Genomic DNA, 17,554 nt, shown 5'->3' with positions numbered 1-17,554 from the left:
TATCAATATGACTGAATCTTTTGCTCAACTATTTGAAGAATCCTTAAAAACAATCGAAACCCGTCCGGGTTCCATCGTTCGTGGCGTTGTTGTCTCTATCGACAAAGACGTAGTTCTGGTTGATGCGGGTCTGAAATCTGAATCTGCAATTCCTGCAGAGCAGTTCAAGAACGCAGCCGGCGAGCTGGAAATCCAGGTAGGTGACGAAGTTGACGTTGCGCTGGATGCGGTAGAAGACGGCTTCGGTGAAACCCTGCTGTCCCGTGAGAAAGCTAAACGTCACGAAGCTTGGATCACGCTGGAAAAAGCTTACGAAGACGCTGAAACTGTTACCGGTATCATCAACGGCAAAGTCAAAGGTGGCTTCACAGTTGAGCTGAACGGTATTCGTGCGTTCCTGCCAGGTTCACTGGTTGATGTTCGTCCGGTGCGCGACACGCTGCACCTGGAAGGCAAAGAGCTTGAATTCAAAGTGATCAAGCTGGACCAGAAACGCAACAACGTGGTGGTTTCACGTCGTGCGGTTATCGAATCCGAGAACAGCGCAGAGCGCGATCAGCTGCTGGAAAACCTGCAGGAAGGCATGGAAGTTAAAGGTATCGTTAAGAACCTCACTGACTACGGTGCATTCGTTGATCTGGGCGGCGTTGACGGCCTGCTGCACATCACTGACATGGCCTGGAAGCGCGTTAAGCACCCAAGCGAAATCGTCAATGTTGGCGACGAAATCAACGTGAAAGTGCTGAAATTCGACCGCGAGCGTACCCGTGTATCTCTGGGTCTGAAGCAGCTGGGCGAAGATCCTTGGGTCGCTATCGCTAAGCGTTATCCGGAAGGCACCCGCCTGACCGGCCGCGTGACCAACCTGACCGACTACGGCTGCTTCGTTGAAATCGAAGAAGGCGTTGAAGGCCTGGTACACGTGTCTGAAATGGACTGGACCAACAAAAACATCCACCCATCTAAAGTTGTTAACGTGGGCGATGTGGTTGAAGTTATGGTTCTGGACATCGACGAAGAACGTCGTCGTATCTCCCTGGGTCTGAAGCAGTGCAAATCTAACCCATGGCAGCTGTTCGCAGAAACCCACAACAAGGGCGACCGCGTTGAAGGTAAAATCAAGTCTATCACTGACTTCGGTATCTTCATCGGCCTGGACGGCGGCATCGACGGCCTGGTACACCTGTCTGACATCTCCTGGAACGCGACCGGCGAAGAAGCCGTGCGTGAATACAAGAAAGGCGACGAAATCGCTGCTGTGGTTCTGCAGGTTGACGCAGAGCGCGAGCGTATCTCCCTGGGCGTTAAGCAGCTGGCAGAAGATCCGTTCAACAACTACATCTCTCTGAACAAGAAAGGTGCCATTGTTAACGGTAAAGTGACTGCAGTTGACGCTAAAGGTGCTACAGTTGAACTGGCAGACGGCGTTGAAGGTTACCTGCGCGCTTCTGAAGCTTCAATCGACCGCGTTGAAGACGCAACTCTGGTTCTGAATGTTGGCGACGATGTTGAAGCTAAGTTCACCGGCGTTGACCGTAAAAACCGCGTTGTAAGCCTGTCTGTTCGTGCTAAAGACCAGGCTGACGAGAAAGAAGCAATTGCAACGGTTAACACCAAACCGGAAGAAGGCAACTTCTCTAACGCAATGGCTGAAGCTTTCAAAGCAGCTAAAGGCGAGTAATCGTTCTTCAGGGCAGCTCAGGCTGCCCTGTACCGTCGTTATCTGTCAGAACTATTCCTAGCGGATTAACCGGAGGTTTTATGACCAAGTCAGAACTGATTGAAAGACTTGCTGGCCAGCACTCTCATATTCCGGCGAAAGTCGTTGAGGATGCGGTAAAAGAGATGCTGGAGCATATGGCAACCACGTTGTCACAGGGCGAACGCATCGAAATCCGGGGATTTGGCAGCTTCTCATTGCACTATCGTGCACCTCGTACCGGCCGTAACCCGAAAACGGGCGACAAAGTGGAGTTGGAAGGTAAATACGTTCCACACTTCAAGCCGGGTAAAGAGCTGCGCGATCGCGCCAATATCTACGGCGGCTGATGTCCTGTTCCTTTGCACGCGAGTGTAAAGGTGGCCAGACAGAGCGAATTACCAATAAAACGACACTTCGGTGTCGTTTTTTTTTGCCTGTCGTTTGTGTCAGCCCGCTGCGGGCAGCGCCACGCCGCTGGAGAGTGCTTCACACCGCTGGCCGGGTTTGCTGTAAAGCCAGCAATTATTTGCGTGTCTGTTCTGAAAGTCACCCTCTGCCTGCAGCACCCTGATGACGGCTGGTGCACACTGCCCTGACGCCATCAGGGAGGAGCTATGCGTTTAACCGTCACCCGTCTGGCCGGCTGCATTATTGCCGGTACCCTGCCGCTGAACTTTCTCCCTTCGCTGCCTGGCTACCGCTATGACCTGCTGGCGCTGGGTCTGGCACTACTGTTGGCCGGCTTACCCCGGAGGGGCGCGCTGCCGCTGGCGCTGGCGTTGCTGGCTTCGGTTTGGGCGGTTAATGCCGGCCGTACCACGCTGCAACAGATTGAACAGCTGACCCGCCGGCCGCTGCAGGTGGAGGTGAAGATCGAAAACCTGCAACCTGACGGGCAGCGAGCCCGCGTGCGCTTGCTGAGGCAGCAGGGGCGGCTGCTGTTTCCGCCGATCTCGGCGATGCTCAGCCTGCCGGAAACCGGCACCGCGCTCTGCGCCGGTCAGCGCTGGCTGCTGACGGTAAAGCTGCGCCCGGTACACGCCCGGCTGAACGAAGGAGGGTTTGACGCGCAGCGTTATGCGCTGGCCAACGGCGTGCCGCTGAGCGGCCGGGTCACTGACGCGCAGGTGCTGCAGTCGCGCTGCGGCTGGCGGGATGCGATAATCCATGCGGCAAAAGAGCGCTACGGGCATCTCCCCTGGCAGGGCACCCTCGGCGCGCTGGCGTTTGGTGAACGGTCCGAGGTCAGCGCCGATCTGACCCGACTGCTGCGGGAAACCGGTACCGCCCATCTGATGGCGATATCCGGGCTGCATATTGCGCTGGCGGCGGGGCTGGGCTGGTGGCTGTCGCGTCTTGTTCAGTTTGCTTTGCCGGCGTGGCGGATTGGCTACCGCCTGCCGCTGGTCACCAGCCTGGCGCTGGCGCTCGGTTACTGCTGGCTCTCCGGCGGTAATCCCCCGGCGTTACGGGCGATGCTGGCGCTGCTGATCTGGAGCGGGCTGCGTCTGAGCGGCGTCAGCTGCCACGCGCTGCAGGTGTGGCTGATGTGCCTGGCGGTGATTCTGCTGTCTGACCCGTTGAGCCTGCTGTCCGACAGCCTGTGGCTTTCGGCGCTGGCGGTGGGTGGGCTGCTGCTGTGGTATCACAGTTTTCCGTTACCGCGGCGTTTTCAGCGCGGAAAACGCTGGCTGCCGCTGCGCTTACTGCATCTGCAACTGGGTATGCTGCTGCTGCTGATGCCGTTGCAGGTATTGCTGTTTCACGGCATCAGCCTCAGTGCACCGCTGGCGAACCTGTGGGCGGTGCCGCTGGTCTCGCTGCTGACCGTGCCGCTGATCCTGCTGGCGCTGATCCTGCTGCCGCTGCCCTGGCTGAGCACGTCGCTGTGGTGGCTGGCTGACCGCTCACTCAGCGCGGTGTTTCTGCCTTTACGGCAACTGCCCGACGGCTGGCTGCCGCTGGATGCAGCTCAGGCCATCTACAGTCCTGGCTGCTGGCTGCTGCTGATGGCGCTGCGCTTTGGCTGGTGGCGCAGTTCACCGGCCAGCCTGCTGAGCCTGACGCTGGGATTGGCCGCGGCCAGCGCCAGCGTAAAACCGCAGTGGCGGGTGGATATGCTCGATGTGGGGCACGGCCTGGCGGTAGCGATCTCCCGTCACGGCCAGGCGACGCTGTATGATGTCGGCAACCGCTGGCCTGGCGGGGATGCGGCACGCAGCCAGATCCTGCCCTGGCTGCGCTGGCAGGGGCTGACGGTGAGCCAGATTATTATCAGCCATGAGCACCTGGATCATACCGGCGGTCTGGCAAGCGTGCAGGCTGCGTTTCCCCGTGCCAGCGTGCGCAGCCCGCTGGGGCTGCCGGGGCACCGGCCCTGCCACCGCGGGCTGGCGTGGCGCTGGCAGGGCCTCGATTTTAGGGTGCTGTGGCCGCCGCCCGGCTATGCGCTGACGGGCAATAACCGCTCCTGCGTGGTGACGGTCAGCGACGGGCGCTGGCGGGTTCTGCTGACCGGCGACATTGAAGCGCCGGCGGAACGGGCGCTGGTGGCCGGGCAGCGCGGCAGCCTGGCCGCCACGTTGCTGCAGGTGCCGCACCACGGCAGCCGCACGTCTTCGACGCCGCCGCTGCTGCGCGCGGTCCATCCCGACGCCGCCATTGCCTCGGCGGCACGTTACAGCGCCTGGCGGCTGCCTGCGCGACAGATTATTCGGCGCTATGCGGATAATCAGATCATCTGGCGAGATACTGCGCTTTCCGGCCAGCTTAGCGCACGATTTTTTACAGATTACTGGCAGCTTCTGGGGTTAAGAGAACAATTAATGAACCGTTGGTACCATCAGTGGTTTGGCGTCACCCGCTAATCCAGGTAGAATGAGCGGCTATTTCAACTAATGCTGGATAACTATGCATCTGGATAAAGATCTTTCCACCTGGCAGACCTTCCGCCGCCTCAGTCCGATGATTGTGCCTTATAAGGCGGGGCTGATTGCCGCCGCAATCGCACTGATTATCAATGCGGCAGGCGATACGCTGATGCTCTCTCTGCTGAAACCTTTACTCGATGATGGTTTTGGTAAAGCTAACAGTTCCGTACTGGTCTGGATGCCGCTGGCTGTAATCGGCCTGATGCTGGTTCGCGGTATCACCAGTTATATCTCCAGCTACTGCATCTCCTGGGTTTCCGGAAACGTGGTAATGACCATGCGCCGTCGCCTGTTTGGCCATATGATGGGTATGCCGGTGGCGTTCTTCGATCAACAGTCCACCGGCACGCTGCTGTCGCGCATCACCTATGACACTGAGCAGGTTGCCTCCTCCTCTTCCAGTGCGTTAGTGACCGTGGTACGTGAAGGTGCCTCGATTATCGCGCTTTTCGTACTGATGTTCTGGAACAGCTGGCAGCTGTCGCTGATCCTGATCGTGCTGGCTCCCATCGTCTCCTTTGCCATCCGCTCGGTTTCCAAACGCTTCCGTAACATCAGCAAAAATATGCAGAACACCATGGGGCAGGTGACTACCAGCGCCGAGCAGATGCTGAAAGGCCATAAAGAGGTGCTGATTTTCGGCGGTCAGGAGATCGAAAACGAACGTTTCCACCGCGTCAGTAACCGCATGCGCCAGCAGGGCATGAAGCTGGTTTCCGCTTCTTCCATCTCCGATCCCATCATTCAGCTGATCGCCTCGCTGGCGCTGGCGTTTATTCTCTACGCCGCCAGCGTCCCGAGCGTGATGGAGACGCTGTCTGCCGGTACCATTACCGTGGTGTTCTCAGCGATGGTTGCGCTGATGCGCCCACTGAAGTCGCTGACCAACGTCAATGCGCAGTTCCAGCGCGGCATGGCTGCCTGCCAGACCCTGTTCTCAATTCTGGACAGCGAGCAGGAAGTGGATAACGGCAAGCGCACCGTGGAACGTGCGAAAGGCGATATTGAATTCCGCAATGTCACCTTCACCTATCCCGGCCGTGATATCCCTGCGCTGAAGAGTATCAACCTGGCGATCCCGGAAGGCAAAACGGTGGCGCTGGTTGGCCGTTCCGGCTCCGGAAAATCGACCCTGGCCAGCCTGCTGACCCGTTTTTACGATATCCAGCAGGGCGAGATCCTGATGGACGGTCACGATCTGCGCGAGTACACCCTTGCATCGCTGCGTAATCAGGTGGCGCTGGTGTCACAGAACGTGCACCTGTTTAACGATACCATCGCCAATAATATTGCCTATGCGCGCCATGAGCAGTACAGCCGCGAAGATATCGAGAAAGCGGCCACCATGGCGCACGCTATGGACTTCATTAAGAAGATGGATAACGGTCTCGATACGGTAATTGGTGAAAACGGCGTGCTGCTCTCAGGCGGCCAGCGCCAGCGTATCGCCATCGCCCGTGCGTTACTGCGCGACTGTCCGATCCTGATCCTCGATGAGGCGACCTCCGCGCTGGATACTGAATCCGAGCGTGCAATCCAGTCGGCGCTGGACGAGCTGCAGAAAAACCGCACCTCGCTGGTCATTGCTCACCGCCTGTCGACCATCGAGAAAGCCGATGAGATCGTGGTGGTGGAAGATGGCCAGATAGTCGAGCGCGGCAGCCATGAGCATCTGCTGGCCGAGAAGGGTGCCTATGCTCAGCTGCACAAAATGCAGTTTGGTCAATGATTGAACGCATCTGGAGCGGTAAATCGCCGCTCTTTCTGCTGCTGCTGCCGCTGAGTTTTCTCTACGGCCTGGTCAGCAACCTGATCCGCCTCAGCTACCGCTGGGGATGGCGCAAAGCCTGGCGTGCTCCGGTGCCGGTGGTGGTGGTCGGCAATCTGACCGCCGGTGGTAACGGTAAAACGCCGGTGGTTGTCTGGCTGGTGCAGGTGCTTCAGCAGCGTGGCCTGCGCGTCGGCGTGGTGTCGCGCGGCTATGGCGGCAAGGCCGCAAGCTATCCGCTGGTGCTCGGCCCGCACACTACAACGGCAGAGGCCGGCGATGAGCCGGTGCTGATCTATCAACGCACCGGGGCGGCGGTGGCCGTGGCTCCCCGCCGCCGGCAGGCGGTGGAGGCCTTGCTGGCTGGCCAGGGGGTGGATATCATCATCACCGACGACGGCCTGCAGCACTATGCGCTGGCCCGCGACTGTGAAATCGTGGTGGTTGACGGTGAACGCCGGTTCGGCAACGGCTGGTGGCTGCCCGCCGGGCCGATGCGTGAACGCCAGGCGCGCCTGAAGGGCGTTACCGCAGTGATCTGCAACGGTGGCACGCCGCACGCCGGTGAATTAGCCATGCGGCTGCGGCCGGCGGCGGCGGTGAACCTGCTTTCCGGCGAGTCGCGGCCGCTGGCGTCACTGCCGTCGGTGGTGGCAATGGCCGGGATAGGCCATCCGCCTCGCTTCTTTACTACCCTGCGTCAGCAGGGTGTGACGCCGCTGCGCGAGGTGGCGTTTGCCGACCATCAGGCCTACAGCGCGGAGGCGCTGCAGGCGCTGACTCCGGCGGGCGAGACGCTGCTGATGACCGAAAAAGATGCGGTTAAAGCGCGGGCGTTTGCCCGGCAAAACTGGTGGTATCTGCCGGTGGACGCAGAGATTGCCGATGCCGGACCGCTGCTGGCCACGATCTCGGCCCTGGCCGAACCCGCCGGCGCCTGATTTTTATCATCATCTGCCAGACTGCTGGCAACCACGGGCAGGCCCGTCAGCGACAGAGGTTGCCTGATGAGACCGACCCGTTCAGGAGGATTTATGGATCATCGTTTACTTGAAATCGTTGCTTGCCCGGTGTGCCACGGCAAGCTCAGTTTTAACAAAGAGCAGCAGGAGCTGATCTGCAAGGCTGACGGCCTGGCCTTCCCGGTGCGCGACGGTATTCCGGTGCTGCTGGAAGTGGAAGCCCGTACGCTGACGTCAGAAGAGCATCCGGTATGAGTTTCGTCGCGATTATTCCAGCGCGCTATGCCTCCACGCGCCTGCCGGGTAAACCGCTGGTTGATATTCACGGTAAGCCGATGGTGGTGCACGTGATGGAGCGGGCGCTGGAGTCCGGCGCCGATCGGGTGATCGTGGCCACCGACAATCAGGACGTGGCGCGGGCGGTGGAAGCGGCGGGTGGCGAAGTGTGTATGACCCGTGCCGACCACCATTCGGGTACGGAGCGGCTGGCAGAAGTTATCGATCGCTATCAGTTCGCCGATGACACGGTGATCGTTAACGTGCAGGGCGATGAGCCGATGATCCCGCCGGTGATCGTCCGTCAGGTGGCTGAAAATCTGGCGCAGAGCAGCGCCGGCATGGCCACGCTGGCGGTGCCGATTACCTCTGCGGAAGAGGCATTCAATCCTAATGCGGTGAAGGTGGTGCGTGATGCCAACGGCTACGCGCTCTACTTCTCCCGCGCCACTATCCCGTGGGACCGCGAACGGTTCAGCGTCTCGAGAGAGACCGTTGGCGATAGCTTCCTGCGCCATATTGGCATTTATGCCTATCGCGCCGGCTTTATCCGCCGCTACGTCAGCTGGGAAGCCAGCCCGCTGGAGCAGATCGAGCTACTGGAGCAACTGCGCGTGCTGTGGTACGGCGAGAAAATTCACGTTGACGTCGCCAAAGCGATCCCCAGCGTTGGCGTAGACACGCCGGAAGATCTGCTGCGGGTGCGCGAAGCGATGCGTTAACCCCCTTTCGGGGCGGCGATAGTCGCCCCGTATTTCCCTGCCGGTCAGGAGGGGCGTTTGGAACACCTCAGAACGGAATTAGCGCTGGTTCTTGGCGAACCGGTGAGTCGGGTTGAGTGCATCAGCCGCCAGCCCGACGCCAGTCTGTATACGCTCTACGATGATGAGGGCGATTCGCTGCCGATGGTGGCTAAATACTTTACCCTGAAAGACGCCGCCGCGCAGGAAGCACAAAAGCTGTCGCTGTTGGCGAAACAGGGCAAGGTGCGCGTGCCGCTGGTGTTCGGGGTCGTCAGCAGCGAGCAGCCGCCGTTGCACGAGGTGCTGCTGCTGGAGCGGCTGGGCGGCGTTTCGATCGCGGTGCCCGCGCGGACGGCAAAGCGTGAGCAGCAGCTGCGCAGGCAGATCGTTAGCGGCCTGCTGGCCTGGCATCAGATTGACAGCGGCGGGCTGGTGGGCACGGTAGACAGCCAGCAGAAGAACGGCTGGCCGGCATGGTATCGTCAGCGTATTGAGGTGCTGTGGGCGATGATCACCATGCGATGTCCGGCATTCCTCTGCATGGACGACCGGCGGATCCTGTATCGCAGCCGCGACCGTTTTGCCACACTGTTCGGTGATTTCAACGATCCCTGCGTGCTGATCCATGGCAATCTGTCGCCCGACAACATTCTGAAAAATCCGGGCCACGACCGGCTGCTGGCGATGGTCAATCCGGGGCCGCTGCAGTGGGCGCCGCGCGAGTTTGATCTCTACCCGTTCTGCGGCTTCGCCAGCGGAGACGCGCTGCTGAACGACTACTACCAGTACGCGCCGCTGGCCGAGGGCTTTGTTGCCCGACGCTGGCTCTATCTGCTGTGGGAAGAGATTGCACGCTGGCAGAACCACGGACAGTTTAACCGCCAGCGTTTCCGGCTGGCCGCAGAGTCACTGCTGCCGTGGCTGAGCTGATAAACTGGTAGCAGAGTCACTGCTGCCCTGGCTGAGCTGATGAACTGGCGACATAGTCACTGTTGCCCTGGCTCATCTGCCGAACTGTGCGGTTTTACCGCCTGCCAGATCCTGCCCAGCCCTTCATAGACGGCACGCTCACTGTGCCCGAGCCAGAACGCCGCCGGCAGTATCTTTTCCCACAGGTTAAGCGGTGAGGTTACCGCCATCTGGTTGGCCGGAGCCGGCAAGGGATGCAGGCCTTCACGTTCAAAAAAGATCATCGCCCGCGACAGGTGGCTGGCAGAGGTGACCAGCGCGAACGGCCGTTGGCCGATAAGTCGGGCCACTTCACGCGCTTCCTGCTCGGTATCCCGCGGCCGGGTCAGGGCAATGATCGCCTCCTGTGGCACACCGAGCGACTGTGCCACCTTTGAGGTCACTTCCGCCGAGCTGACCGCGTTGCCGGTTGCCGCGCCACCGGTAACGATCAGCCGCGATCCCGGGTTCATCCGCCAGATGCGGATGCCCTCGGCCAGTCGCGGCAGGCTGTTATTCAGCATATTCGAGCTGGGGGCCCAGTCAGGGTTCCATGTGTAGCCGCCGCCCAGTACCACCACGTACTCAACCTTGTGCTGCCCCTGCCACGTTGGCCAGCCCGCCTCGGTGCTCAGCAGTAGCCGATCGGCCACCGGCTGCAGGCTGAAAAGCAGCAGGACTCCCCAGCCGAGTGAAATAACCACTTTGCCGGTTTTCTGCCAGCGGCTGAACCAGAGCAGCAAAATCCCTACCGCGATCAGCAGCAGCAGCGCGGGCAGAGGCATCAGCAGGCCGCCGATCGCCTTTTTCAGCGTGAAAAGCATGGAAACAGACTCCTTTTGTCCGAAAAAACGCCATCCGGCGGCGAAGTGATACGGGAAAGCTTCATTATCTGCCAGTGTATGACAAAATACCCGGTGACTTTACTTTTAACGCGACGCCGGAGCGGGTATGCAGGATCGCAACTTTGATGACATCGCGGAAAAATTCTCGCAAAACATTTACGGCACCACCAAAGGCCGCATTCGTCAGGCGATCCTCTGGCAGGAGCTGGACGCGCTGCTGACCACGCTGCCTGCGGGGCCGCTGGCGGTGCTGGATGCCGGCGGCGGCGAAGGCCAGACCGGCTGCGGCATCGCCGGGCGCGGGCACCAGGTGCTGCTGTGCGATCTCTCCGCTGAAATGCTCAGCCGCGCCCGCCTGCTGGCGGAGCAGAAAGGTGTGAGCGGCAACATGCAATTCAAACAAATTAGCGCCCAGCAGGTTGGTCAACATTTGGATCGGCCGGTCGATCTGGTATTGTTTCACGCGGTGCTTGAGTGGGTGGCCGAGCCCCGGCAGGCGCTGCAGGCGCTGTATGATGTGCTGAAGCCGGGTGGCATACTGTCACTGATGTTCTATAACATTCATGGCCTCACTTTGCAGACCATGGTGCTGGGTAACTTCGGTTATCTGCAAGCCGGCCTGACCAAGCGTAAAAAGAAAACCCTGTCGCCGGACTACCCGCGCGATCCGCAGCAGGTATACGGCTGGCTGGCCGACTGCGGCTTTACCATTGAAAACAAAACCGGTATCCGCGTCTTCCACGACTACATGCGTGAGAAGCACAAACAGACGGAGCGGTTTGACGAGGTTCTGGCTTTCGAGAAGCAGTACTGCCATCAGGAGCCCTTTTTGAGTTTAGGACGTTATATCCACGTCACCGCACGGAAACCCTTTAAGGCGGACGCATTATGAGTGACTTTTCTCAGACCATCCCCGAGCTGGTGGCCTGGGCGCGAAAAAATGATTTTTCCGTTTCGCTGCCGACCGAACGTCTGACTTTTTTGCTGGCGATTGCCACCCTTAACGGCGAGCGCATGGATGGCGAAATGAGCGAAGGCGAGCTGACTGACGCATTCCGCCACGTCAGCGAAGGCTTTGAACAGACCAGCGAAACGGTGCTGGTGCGCGCCAACAACGCTATCAATGATATGGTGCGCCAGCGCCTGCTGAACCGCTTTACCAGCGAACAGGCCGAAGGCAATGCCATTTACCGTCTGACGCCGCTGGCGATCGGCATCACCGACTACTATATTCGCCAGCGCGAGTTCTCCACGCTGCGCCTGTCGATGCAGCTGTCGATCGTCGCCGGCGAGCTGAAGCGCGCCGCGGATGCGGCTGAAGAGGACGGCGATGAGTTCCACTGGCACCGCAACGTCTTTGCGCCGCTGAAATACTCGGTGGCGGAGATCTTCGACAGTATTGATATCACCCAGCGCATCATGGACGAGCAGCAGCAGTCGGTGAAGGATGATATCGCCCAGCTGCTCAACAAGGACTGGCGCGCGGCGATCTCCAGCTGTGAACTGCTGCTGAGTGAAACCTCCGGCACGCTGCGCGAGCTGCAGGATACGCTGGAAGCGGCGGGCGATAAGCTGCAGGCCAATCTGCTGCGCATCCAGGATGCCACCATGAGCAGCCCCGATCTCGGTTTTGTCGATAAGCTGGTCTATGACCTGCAGAACAAGCTCGACCGTATCATCAGCTGGGGCCAGCAGGCGATTGACCTGTGGATCGGCTATGACCGCCACGTGCATAAGTTTATCCGTACCGCCATCGATATGGATAAAAACCGCGTGTTTGCCCAGCGCCTGCGCCAGTCGTTGCAAACGTACTTCGACGCCCCGTGGGCGCTCACCTACGCCAACGCCGACCGCCTGTACGACATGCGCGATGAAGAGCTGACCCTGCGCAGTGACGAGGTGACCGGCGAGTTACCTTCCGAGCTGGAGTACGAAGAGTTTAACGAAATTCGCGAGCAGCTGGCGGCGATGATTGAAGAGGCGCTGGCTATCTACAAGGCGCAGAAAAAACCGCTCGATCTCGGCCTAGTGGTGCGTGACTACCTGGTGCAGTATCCGCGAGTGCGGCATTTTGACGTGGCGCGGATTGTGATCGATCAGGCGGTACGCTTAGGCGTGGCCGAAGCCGATTTTACCGGCCTGTCGCCCGAGTGGCAGGCTATTAATGATTACGGAGCCAAGGTGCAGGCACATGTCATCGACAAATATTGAACAAGTGATGCCGGTTAAGCTGGCACAAGCCCTGGCGAACCCGATTTTTCCGGCGCTGGACAGCCAGTTACGGGCAGGACGCCACGTTGCGATTGAAGAGTTAGATCAACACGCTTTCCTGATGGACTATCAGGAGTTTCTGGAAGAGTTTTACGCCCGCTATCACGTTGAGCTGATCCGCGCGCCGGAAGGCTTTTTCTACCTGCGACCGCGTTCCACGACGCTGATCCCACGCTCGGTGTTGTCCGAAATGGACATGATGGTCGGCAAAGTCCTCTGTTACCTCTATCTCAGCCCGGAGCGGCTGGCCAATGAGGGCATCTTTACCCAGCAGGAGCTGCACGACGAACTGATGTCGCTGGCCGACGAGAACAAGCTGCTGAAGCTGGTGAACCAGCGCTCAACCGGATCGGATCTCGACCGGCAGAAGCTGCAGGAAAAGATGCGCGCCTCGTTAAACCGCCTGCGCCGCCTCGGCATGGTGTGGTTTATGGGCAACGACAGCAGCAAGTTCCGCATCACCGAATCGGTGTTCCGCTTTGGTGCCGACGTGCGCAGCGGCGATGACGCCCGCGACGCGCAGCTGCGCATGATCCGCGATGGTGAAGCGATGCAGCTGGAAGGTGGGCTGGTGCTGGATGAAGAGGGCGATAATGACGCCGAACAGGGCGCGCCGGACAGTGGAGAAGAAGAGTAATGATTGAACGTGGAAAGTTTCGTTCGCTGACGCTGATTAACTGGAACGGTTTTTTTGCCCGCACCTTTGACCTTGATGAGCTGGTGACTACGCTGTCGGGCGGTAACGGTGCCGGTAAATCGACCACCATGGCGGCGTTTATCACCGCGCTGATCCCCGATCTGACGCTGCTGCACTTCCGTAACACCACCGAAGCCGGGGCCACCTCCGGCTCGCGCGATAAAGGCCTGCACGGCAAATTACGTCCCGGCGTCTGCTATGCGGCGCTCGACGTGGTCAACTCGCGCCATCAGCGGGTGATCGTCGGCGTGCGCCTGCAGCAGGTCGCCGGCCGCGATCGCAAGGTGGATATCAAGCCGTTCAGCATCCACGGCCTGCCGGTGGCGATTAACCCGACCGAAATCCTCACTGAAACGGTGAACGCCCGCCAGGCGCGCGTGCTGCCGCTCAGCGAGCTGAAAGACAAATTTGAGGCGATGGAGAGCGTACAGTTTAAACAGTACAACTCAATCACCGACTACCACTCCGTGATGTTCGATCTCGGCATCGTGGCGCGTCGCCTGCGCTCCGCCGCCGACCGCAGCAAATACTACCGTCTGATTGAGGCCTCTCTGTACGGCGGTATCTCCAGCGCAATTACCCGCTCCCTGCGCGACTACCTGTTGCCGGAGAACAGCGGCGTGCGCAAGGCGTTCCAGGATATGGAAGGCGCGCTGCGCGAAAACCGCATGACGCTGGAGGCGATCCGCGTTACCCAGTCCGACCGTGACCTGTTTAAGCACCTGATTTCAGAAGCGACCAGCTACGTGGCGGCCGACTATATGCGCCACGCTAACGAGCGCCGCATCCATCTGGACGGCGCGGTGCAGGTGCGCGGCGAGCTGTTTACCAGCCGCCGTCAGCTGGCGACCGAACAGTATCGCCAGGTTGAGATGGCACGTGAGCTGGCCGAACACAACGCCGCCGAAAGCGATCTGGAGACCGATTACCAGGGCGCCAGCGATCACCTGAACCTGGTGCAGACCGCGCTGCGCCAGCAGGAAAAAATCGACCGCTACGATGCCGATCTCGAAGAGCTGACCTTCCGTCTGGAAGAGCAGAACGAGGTGGTGGCGGAAGCGCGTGAACAGCACGAAGAGCTGGAAGCGCGCAGCGAAGGCGCCGAGCTGGAAGTCGACGAGCTGAAAAACCAGCTGGCCGACTATCAGCAGGCGCTGGACGTGCAGCAGACCCGGGCGATCCAGTATCAGCAGGCGCTGCAGGCGCTGCAGCGCGCGCGCGAAATTTGCCAGATTAACGACCTCAGCGTGGATAACGCCGACGAGTGGCAGGAGACCTTCCAGGCAAAAGAGCAGGAGGCCACCGAACAGCTGCTACGGCTGGAGCAGAAGATGAGCGTGGCCGAGGCGGCGCACAGCCAGTTTGAACAGGCGTTCGAGCTGGTGCAGCGCATTGCCGGCCCGGTCAGCCGCAGCGAGGCGTGGCAGGTCGGGCGCGATCTGCTGCGCGATGCGGCCAACCAGCAGCACCACGCCGGGCAGCTGCAGTCGCTGCGATCCAGGGTGTCAGAGCTGGAGCAGCGCCTGCGCGAGCAGCAGGATGCCGAGCGGCTGCTGGCGGAGTTCTGCAAGCGCCACGGTCAGAGCGTCGATGCCGCCGATCTGGAGGCGCTGCAGTATGAGCTGGAAGCGCGTATTGAACAGCTGGGTGAGAGCGTCTCCACCGCCGGCGAGCAGCGTATGGCCCTGCGTCAGGAGCAGGAGCAGCTGCGCGAACGCATTGCCCGCCAGACGCGCCAGGCACCGCAGTGGCTGGCCGCGCAGGAGATTTTAGCGCAGCTGAGCGAGCAGAGCGGCCAGCCGCTGGAGAGCAGCCAGCAGGTGACCGAATGCATGCAGCAGCTGCTGGAGCGCGAGCGTGAGACCACGGTTGAGCGTGACGACGTGGCCGCGCAGAAGCGCGATCGTGAACGGCAGATTGAACGCCTCAGCCAGCCGGGTGGCGCGGAAGACGCGCGGCTCAACGCGCTGGCCGAGCGTTTCGGCGGCGTGCTGCTGTCCGAAATTTATGATGACGTCACTATCGACGACGCGCCTTACTTCTCGGCGCTGTACGGGCCGTCGCGCCACGCTATCGTGGTGCCGGACCTGTCGCTGGTGCGCGAACAGCTGGACGGGCTGGATGACTGCCCGGAAGACCTCTACCTGATTGAAGGGGACCCGCAGTCGTTCGACGACAGCGTATTCAACGTCGAAGAGCTGGAAAAAGCGGTGGTGGTGAAGGCCGGCGATCGCCAGTGGCGCTACTCGCGCTTTCCGAAGGTGCCGCTGTTTGGCCGCGCCGCGCGTGAAACCCAGCTGGAGCGGCTGGACGCCGAGCGCGACGCGCTGGCCGAACGCTATGCCACTCTGTCCTTTGACGTGCAGAAAATTCAGCGCCTGCATCAGTCGTTCAGCCGCTTTATCGGCAGCCATCTTGGCGTCGCCTTTGAAGCGGACCCGGAAGCGGAGCTGCGTCAGCTGAACCAGCGCCGCGTGGAGAATGAGCGCGCGCTGGCCAACCATGAAAGCCAGAACCAGCAGCAGCGCCAGCAGTTTGAGCAGGCGCGTGAAGGCGTGGCTCACCTCAACCGCCTGCTGCCGCGCGTCAGCCTGCTGCTGGACGATACGCTGCAGGATCGCTACGAAGAGATCCTCGAACGGCTGGATGAAGCGCAGGAAGCGGCGCGCTTCGTGCAGCAGCACGGCGCACAGCTGGCGAAGCTGGAACCTGTTCTGTCGGTGCTGCAGAGCGACCCGGAGCAGCACGAGCAGCTGCGGCTGGACTACCAGCAGGCGCAGCAGCAGCAGCGTGCCGCCCGTCAGCAGGCGTTTGCCCTGACCGAAGTGGTGCAGCGCCGCGCCCACTTTGGTTACACCGATTCCGCCGGCATGCTCAACGGCACCAGCGACCTGAATGAAAAACTGCGCCAGCGTCTGGAGCAGGCCGAGGGTGAACGTGCCCGCGCCCGTGAACAGCTGCGCCAGCATCAGGGCCAGCTGACCCAGTACAGCCAGGTGCTGGCATCGCTGAAAAGCTCTTACGACGCCAAGCGTGAAATGCTGAAAGAGCTGCAGCAGGAGATGCAGGACATCGGCGTGCAGGCGGACGCCAGCGCGGAAGAGCGGGCGCGCCTGCGCCGCGACGAACTGTACAGCGCGCTGAGCAACAACCGCGCGCGCCGCAGCCAGCTGGAAAAACAGATCACCTTCTGTGAGGCCGAGATGGACGCGCTGCAGAAGAAACTGCGCCGCGTGGAGCGCGAATACCACATCGGCCGCGAGCAGGTGGTCAGCGCCAAAGCCGGCTGGGTGGCGGTGCTGCGGCTGGTGAAAGATAACGGCGTCGAGCGCCGTCTGCACCGGCGTGAGCTGGCCTATCTGGGCGGCGATGAACTGCGCTCCATGTCGGATAAGGCGCTGGGCGCGCTGCGTCTGGCGGTGGCGGATAACGAACATCTGCGTGACGTGCTGCGCCTGTCGGAAGATCCGAAGCGCCCGGAACGCAAGATCCAGTTCTTTATCGCCGTCTACCAGCATCTGCGCGAGCGTATCCGCCAGGATATTATCCGCACCGATGATCCGGTAGAAGCCATTGAGCAGATGGAGATTGAGCTGAACCGCCTGACCGAGGAGCTGACCGCTCGCGAGCAGATGCTGGCGATCAGCTCGCGCAGCGCGGCGAACATTATCCGTAAAACCATCCAGCGCGAGCAGAACCGCATCCGCCAGCTTAACCAGGGGCTGCAGGCGGTAAGCTTCGGCCAGGTGAAGAGCGTGCGGCTGAACGTCAACGTGCGCGAAGCGCACTCGACGCTGCTGGACGTGTTATCGGAACAGCACGAGCAGCATCAGGACCTGTTCAACAGCAACCGCCTGACCTTCTCCGAAGCGCTGGCGAAACTCTATCAGCGCCTCAACCCGCAGATGGATATGGGCCAGCGTACGCCGCAAACCATCGGCGAGGAGCTGCTGGACTACCGCAACTACCTGGAGATGGACGTTGAGGTTAACCGCGGAGCGGAAGGCTGGCTGCGAGCGGAGAGCGGGGCGCTCTCTACCGGCGAGGCCATCGGTACCGGGATGTCGATCCTGGTGATGGTGGTGCAGAGCTGGGAGGAGGAGTCACGCCGGCTGCGCGGTAAGGATATTTCACCGTGCCGGCTGCTGTTCCTCGATGAGGCAGCGCGTCTGGATGCCAGGTCGATCGCCACGCTGTTCGAGCTGTGTGACCGTCTGGAAATGCAGCTGATTATCGCGGCACCGGAAAACATCAGCCCGGAGAAAGGCACTACCTATAAGCTGGTGCGTAAGGTGGTTAACAATACCGAACACGTCCACGTGGTCGGGCTGCGCGGCTTTGCCGCCGAGCAGACGGTAACCGAGGCGGCGGCCCCGCTCGCCTGATTGGGTAAAAAATAGCTGGCGGAAAAG

At 60.7% G+C, this 17,554-nt stretch carries 13 protein-coding genes; 12 read left to right on the top strand and 1 reads right to left on the bottom strand.

Features of this window, described 5'->3' with window-relative positions; all coding sequences use genetic code 11:
• Window positions 1–7: 7 nt before the first annotated feature.
• The 8 genes from rpsA (at window position 8) to ASF13_RS13065 (ending at window position 9,311) form a co-directional block, all read left to right on the top strand.
• Window positions 8–1,681 carry a 30S ribosomal protein S1 gene (gene rpsA / locus ASF13_RS13100; RefSeq protein WP_056236891.1) on the top strand — a complete coding sequence of 558 codons (1,674 nt, stop codon included), beginning with the start codon at window positions 8–10 and terminating at the stop codon, window positions 1,679–1,681.
• Window positions 1,682–1,761: 80 nt separating this feature from the next.
• Window positions 1,762–2,049 (top strand): integration host factor subunit beta, encoded by a 288-nt coding sequence (ihfB, locus tag ASF13_RS13095; protein WP_056236889.1) that lies wholly within the window; start codon window positions 1,762–1,764, stop codon window positions 2,047–2,049.
• 267 nt (window positions 2,050–2,316) lie between these two features.
• On the top strand, window positions 2,317–4,569 hold the full coding sequence (locus tag ASF13_RS13090) for a ComEC family protein (protein ID WP_056236887.1): 2,253 nt from the start codon (window positions 2,317–2,319) through the stop codon (window positions 4,567–4,569).
• Window positions 4,570–4,612: 43 nt separating this feature from the next.
• Complete coding sequence (msbA, locus tag ASF13_RS13085; RefSeq protein WP_056236885.1) at window positions 4,613–6,361, top strand: lipid A ABC transporter ATP-binding protein/permease MsbA; 1,749 nt, start codon at window positions 4,613–4,615, stop codon at window positions 6,359–6,361.
• The gene (lpxK, locus tag ASF13_RS13080) at window positions 6,358–7,341 is read left to right on the top strand and encodes a tetraacyldisaccharide 4'-kinase (protein WP_056236883.1); all 984 of its coding nucleotides are present in this window, start codon (window positions 6,358–6,360) and stop codon (window positions 7,339–7,341) included. The genes msbA and lpxK overlap by 4 nt, the downstream gene beginning before the upstream one ends.
• 93 nt (window positions 7,342–7,434) lie before the next feature.
• Complete coding sequence (locus ASF13_RS13075) at window positions 7,435–7,617, top strand: Trm112 family protein (protein WP_056236882.1); 183 nt, start codon at window positions 7,435–7,437, stop codon at window positions 7,615–7,617.
• Window positions 7,614–8,360 carry a 3-deoxy-manno-octulosonate cytidylyltransferase gene (kdsB, locus tag ASF13_RS13070; RefSeq protein WP_056236880.1) on the top strand — a complete coding sequence of 249 codons (747 nt, stop codon included), beginning with the start codon at window positions 7,614–7,616 and terminating at the stop codon, window positions 8,358–8,360. Before ASF13_RS13075 ends, kdsB begins: the two co-directional genes overlap by 4 nt.
• A 57-nt stretch (window positions 8,361–8,417) precedes the next feature.
• A complete protein-coding gene (locus ASF13_RS13065; protein ID WP_056236878.1) occupies window positions 8,418–9,311 on the top strand; it encodes a phosphotransferase in 894 nt (297 codons plus the stop codon).
• A gap of 56 nt (window positions 9,312–9,367) precedes the next feature.
• Here the strand turns inward: ASF13_RS13065 and elyC are convergent, their stop codons facing one another.
• The gene (gene elyC / locus ASF13_RS13060; RefSeq protein WP_056236876.1) at window positions 9,368–10,153 is read right to left on the bottom strand and encodes an envelope biogenesis factor ElyC; all 786 of its coding nucleotides are present in this window, start codon (window positions 10,151–10,153) and stop codon (window positions 9,368–9,370) included.
• A gap of 127 nt (window positions 10,154–10,280) precedes the next feature.
• Here elyC and cmoM point away from each other — a divergent pair, with 127 nt between their 5' ends.
• From cmoM to mukB, 4 genes are read left to right on the top strand one after another with little or no spacing between them, the layout of a single operon-like run.
• On the top strand, window positions 10,281–11,066 hold the full coding sequence (gene cmoM, locus ASF13_RS13055) for a tRNA uridine 5-oxyacetic acid(34) methyltransferase CmoM (protein WP_056236874.1): 786 nt from the start codon (window positions 10,281–10,283) through the stop codon (window positions 11,064–11,066).
• A complete protein-coding gene (gene mukF / locus ASF13_RS13050) occupies window positions 11,063–12,385 on the top strand; it encodes a chromosome partition protein MukF (protein WP_056236872.1) in 1,323 nt (440 codons plus the stop codon). Before cmoM ends, mukF begins: the two co-directional genes overlap by 4 nt.
• A complete protein-coding gene (mukE, locus tag ASF13_RS13045; protein WP_072166378.1) occupies window positions 12,366–13,082 on the top strand; it encodes a chromosome partition protein MukE in 717 nt (238 codons plus the stop codon). The genes mukF and mukE overlap by 20 nt, the downstream gene beginning before the upstream one ends.
• Window positions 13,082–17,527 (top strand): chromosome partition protein MukB, encoded by a 4,446-nt coding sequence (gene mukB, locus ASF13_RS13040; protein ID WP_056236868.1) that lies wholly within the window; start codon window positions 13,082–13,084, stop codon window positions 17,525–17,527. Before mukE ends, mukB begins: the two co-directional genes overlap by 1 nt.
• Window positions 17,528–17,554: the final 27 nt, after the last annotated feature.

Source organism: Erwinia sp. Leaf53 (assembly GCF_001422605.1).
Classification (GTDB): domain Bacteria; phylum Pseudomonadota; class Gammaproteobacteria; order Enterobacterales; family Enterobacteriaceae; genus Erwinia.
Note: the sequence above shows the minus strand (reverse complement) of the source record. Positions and strands in the feature narration are given on the sequence as shown.

Excerpts from the sequence above, each read along its gene's own strand:
- mukB (WP_056236868.1), top strand. The coding sequence starts at position 13,082 with ATGATTGAACGTGGAAAGTTTCGTTCGCTGACGCTGATTAACTGGAAC.
- cmoM (WP_056236874.1), top strand. The coding sequence starts at position 10,281 with ATGCAGGATCGCAACTTTGATGACATCGCGGAAAAATTCTCGCAAAAC.
- mukF (WP_056236872.1), top strand. The coding sequence starts at position 11,063 with ATGAGTGACTTTTCTCAGACCATCCCCGAGCTGGTGGCCTGGGCGCGA.
- ihfB (WP_056236889.1), top strand. The coding sequence starts at position 1,762 with ATGACCAAGTCAGAACTGATTGAAAGACTTGCTGGCCAGCACTCTCAT.
- kdsB (WP_056236880.1), top strand. The coding sequence starts at position 7,614 with ATGAGTTTCGTCGCGATTATTCCAGCGCGCTATGCCTCCACGCGCCTG.
- msbA (WP_056236885.1), top strand. The coding sequence starts at position 4,613 with ATGCATCTGGATAAAGATCTTTCCACCTGGCAGACCTTCCGCCGCCTC.
- ASF13_RS13090 (WP_056236887.1), top strand. The coding sequence starts at position 2,317 with ATGCGTTTAACCGTCACCCGTCTGGCCGGCTGCATTATTGCCGGTACC.
- ASF13_RS13075 (WP_056236882.1), top strand. The coding sequence starts at position 7,435 with ATGGATCATCGTTTACTTGAAATCGTTGCTTGCCCGGTGTGCCACGGC.
- lpxK (WP_056236883.1), top strand. The coding sequence starts at position 6,358 with ATGATTGAACGCATCTGGAGCGGTAAATCGCCGCTCTTTCTGCTGCTG.
- mukE (WP_072166378.1), top strand. The coding sequence starts at position 12,366 with ATGTCATCGACAAATATTGAACAAGTGATGCCGGTTAAGCTGGCACAA.
- rpsA (WP_056236891.1), top strand. The coding sequence starts at position 8 with ATGACTGAATCTTTTGCTCAACTATTTGAAGAATCCTTAAAAACAATC.
- elyC (WP_056236876.1), bottom strand. The coding sequence starts at position 10,153 with ATGCTTTTCACGCTGAAAAAGGCGATCGGCGGCCTGCTGATGCCTCTG.